The 3,371-nt window shown below is 71.3% G+C and carries 4 protein-coding genes; 2 read left to right on the top strand and 2 right to left on the bottom strand.

Features of this window, described 5'->3' with window-relative positions; translation table 11 throughout:
* Nucleotides 1–367: Lrp/AsnC family transcriptional regulator (locus ACNPM4_RS08735; RefSeq protein ID WP_448985420.1), on the top strand; the 367-nt coding region annotated here is incomplete at its 5' end.
* Between the two features lie 18 nt (nt 368–385).
* Here ACNPM4_RS08735 and pdxR read toward each other — a convergent pair.
* On the bottom strand, nt 386–1,807 hold the full coding sequence (gene pdxR / locus ACNPM4_RS08730) for a MocR-like pyridoxine biosynthesis transcription factor PdxR (protein WP_448985419.1): 1,422 nt from the start codon (nt 1,805–1,807) through the stop codon (nt 386–388).
* A 68-nt stretch (nt 1,808–1,875) separates the two neighbouring features.
* Between pdxR and ACNPM4_RS08725 the strand changes: the two genes are divergently transcribed.
* Nucleotides 1,876–2,874: an aldo/keto reductase gene (locus ACNPM4_RS08725; RefSeq protein ID WP_105710416.1), complete on the top strand. Its 999-nt coding sequence runs from the start codon at nt 1,876–1,878 to the stop codon at nt 2,872–2,874.
* Between the two features lie 13 nt (nt 2,875–2,887).
* Here the strand turns inward: ACNPM4_RS08725 and ACNPM4_RS08720 are convergent, their stop codons facing one another.
* Entirely contained in the window at nt 2,888–3,319 is a 432-nt protein-coding gene (locus ACNPM4_RS08720) for a hypothetical protein (RefSeq protein ID WP_105710415.1), read from the bottom strand.
* Between the last annotated feature and the right edge of the window lie 52 nt (nt 3,320–3,371).

Below are 3,371 nucleotides of genomic sequence, written 5' to 3'. Positions count from 1 at the left end.
CTCGACCGCCCACACCCGGCTGCGGGCGCTCGTCGACCGCGGCGTGATCACGGGGTTCCACGCGAGTGTGGACGAGCGGATGCTGGGTGCCGGACTCCAAGCCGTCATCGGCGTCACGCTGCGCCCGAGCGGACGGCGCGAGAGCATCGTCGAGTTCGCGGACCGCGTGCGCGTGCTGCCGCAGGTGATCCAGGTCTTCTTCCTCGGAGGTGACGACGACTTCCTGCTGCACATCGCGGTCGCCGACTCGTCCGAGATGCGCGAGTTCGTGCTCGAGCATCTCTCGGCCCAGAGCAGCGTCGCCTCCACTCGCACGAGCATCGTGTTCGACTATCACCGCAACTCGGTCGCGGCGTCGTTCCGCTGACGCGGGAAGAGGTCCCGCTCAGCGGCCTCCGAGGAGGGTCGCCAACCGGAGTACGGCTTCTTCGACGAGAGTGTCGTCGAGGTTGCCGTAGCCGAGCACCAGGGAATCCGGATGCCGGTCGCGGACCTCGTAGCGGGCCAACGGTGTGAGCGCCAGGCCCGCTGCAGCCCCTGCTGCGGTGATGTCGGTGGAGGATGAGCCGGTGGGCACGGCCAGCACCAGATGCATCCCCGCGGCGATGCCGGTCACGGTCAGCTCGGGCAGGGCGCGTTCGAGCGCGTCGAGCAGCCGCTGCCGCCGGCGACGGAACCGGGTGCGGGACGAGCGCAGGTGCCGTTCGAGGTCACCGCGCGTGAGGAACTCCGCGAGAGCGGCCTGGTCGATGAGGGAGGGCGGAGCCGTCGAGACCGGGGAAGCGATGTCCGGCGGGAGCAGCATCCATCCGAGCCCCAGCGCGGGTGACACCGACTTCGACAGCGAGCCGACGAGCGCGACGCGGTCCGGCGCGAGGCGCTGCAGGGCGGGGACGGGTCGGCGGTCGTAGCGGAACTCGGCGTCGTAGTCGTCCTCGATCACCAGCGCGTCCCGATCACGGGCCCAGCGCACCAGTTCTTCGCGGCGGGCGGGAGCGAGTGCCGCGCCGAGGGGGAACTGGTGGGCGGGAGTCACGAGGGCGGCCCCGGCCCCGGTGCGGGATGCGAGCGCGCGCAGCTGCTCGGTGTCGATGCCGTCGTCGTCCACGGGCACCGGAACCGGATGCAGACCGTTCTCCTCCGCGACTGCGCGCAACCGCGGCCAACTCGGGTCCTCCACGAGGATCGTCCGGTGGCCGCGGCGGTGCAGCTCGCGGGCGAGCATTCCCATGCTGTCGGTGGCGCCGTGGGTGATCGTGATCCGGGTGGGGTCGGCGATGGCGTGCCGCGAGCGTGAGAGGTACGCGGCGACCGCATCGCGCGCCGGTGCGTAACCATACGGGTGAGCGGCGGCGAGGTCGTGGTCGGGGAGCGCAGCGAGGGCCGCGCGCAACGCGGCTGACCAGCGTGACCTCGGAGTCGCCCGCAGGTCGGGGATGCCGGGGCGGAGGTCGTACCGTGTGGGCGGGCCGGCCACGAGGGCGACGGAAGAGGGCGTGCGCGGTGCCCGCAGCGGAGCCCCGCTCTGCTCGGCCACACGGGTGGCCGAACCGGTCCTCGCCTCCAGCACCCCCTCGGCCACCAGCTGTCCGTATGCCTCGGTCACGACCCACCGGGAGACGCCGAGCGTCTCCGCGAGGGTGCGGCTGGGCGGCACAGCGGCGCCGGAGGAGAGCCGGCCCTCGTCGATCGCGCGGCGCAGCGCGGTCTCCACGCGGTCCCGCAGAGGCGGGGCAGCGTCGGAGCCGCGCGTCTCGTCGAGGTCGAGGAGTGTCTCCCATACGAGAATCGGTCTGGTGTTCTGCATCGTGATTGGAGTGTATCCCCGAGCCGATCTGTTTCTACGGTGGAGCCATCCCCCGAGAAAGGAACACCATGCAGTACCGCACCCTCTCCGATGGCCGCACCGCGTTCGACGTCTCGACGCTGTGCCTGGGAGCCATGAACTTCGGTACCCGTACCGACGGGGACACGTCACGCGCCATCCTCGACCGGTTCGTGGAGGCGGGCGGCACCTTCATCGACACCGCCAACAACTACAGTCTCTGGGCGGGCGGCCACGGCCGCGAGAGCGAAGACCTGCTCGGTCGTTGGATGAGGGATCGCGGCAACCGCGACGCGCTCCGCATCGCCACCAAGCTCGGTGCCGCGCAGAAGGACCCGTCGAAGCCGCTGTCGAACACCCCGCCGACGAACTTCGAGGGACTCTCCGCCGAGGTCATCCGCCGGCAGGCCCCGGAGAGCGCCCGGCACCTCGGCATCGACCACATCGACGTGCTCTACGGCCACGTGGACGACCGCGATGTGGCTCTGACCGAGACGGTCGGCGCCTTCGGCGAGCTCCAGGAAGAAGGGCTCGTCGGCATCACCGGAATCTCCAACGTGCCGACCTGGCGCGTGGTCGAGGCGCGAGAGGAGGCGCGGCGGCAGAGCATCGCGCCCTATGGAGTGGTGCAGCAGCAGTACAGCTATCTGTACCCCGCGCCGCGCATCGGGCGGAACAACTTCGTCACGCCCGACCTGCTCGACTATGCGGCATCCACCGGCACGCCCGAGCGTCCGCAGCTCGCCATCACCGTGTACTCGCCGTTGCACCAGGGTGGGATCGCGCGTCTCGACAAGCCGCTGTGGGGTGGGGTCGATCACCCGACCAGCCACGCCCGCCGTGCGCTGCTGCACGAGGTCGCGGCCGAGATCGGCGCGACGCCGAACCAGGTCGCCCTCGCGTGGCTTCTCGGCGCGGAGGTCCCCGTGATCCCCGTCGTCGGGGTCTCTTCTCTCGAGCAGCTGGAAGAGGCGCTGGGCGCTGCCGACCTGGTGCTGGACGACGAGGTCCGCGCGCGCCTCGACGCCGAACCGGGCGACACGCGCTGAGCGGTCTGGTGGATCAGGCTCCGTACGAGGCCGGCAGCGAGCAGTAGTCGGCGAACCGCCGCACCGGATGGTCGGGGTCGCTCACATCGACGATCGACCCCGCGACCGTGTGCGGCGGCTCGTCGCCGGCCAGCTGCCACACGGCGTAGTTCCACATTCCCCTGGTGCGCTCGCCGAGTAAGGCCGCGGGCCCGGAGGCGAGCAGGATGCCCTCGCTCTTCGGGTCTTCGCGGAAAGCGGTGACCGTCGCGCGCACCCCGGCTTCGTCGCCCTCGGGCGAGTGCTCGCGGAGGACCGGCTGTCCCGCTTTCGTCAGCGCGGCCGCGAGGGCGTCGGCGGCCTGTCGCGAGCGCTCGGCATCCGCTCCGGCGACCGCGAGCAGCCGTCGGCCGCGCGGGTAGAAGTGCAGGAACTCGGAGGCGATGTCCGCCCAGACGTCGGTCATGCCTCCAGGCTACGCCCGCCTTTCGGCAACGGCTCCGGACGCGGAAGAGGCC

The organism is Microbacterium umsixpiens, from assembly GCF_053543675.1.
The sequence above is the reverse complement of the archived record's forward strand: the minus strand, read 5'-3'. Positions and strand labels throughout refer to the sequence as shown.

What these genes read in the sequence shown, in the direction of transcription:
- pdxR (WP_448985419.1), bottom strand. Translation starts at nt 1,807, where the DNA reads ATGCAGAACACCAGACCGATTCTCGTATGGGAGACACTCCTCGACCTC.
- ACNPM4_RS08725 (WP_105710416.1), top strand. Translation starts at nt 1,876, where the DNA reads ATGCAGTACCGCACCCTCTCCGATGGCCGCACCGCGTTCGACGTCTCG.
- ACNPM4_RS08720 (WP_105710415.1), bottom strand. Translation starts at nt 3,319, where the DNA reads ATGACCGACGTCTGGGCGGACATCGCCTCCGAGTTCCTGCACTTCTAC.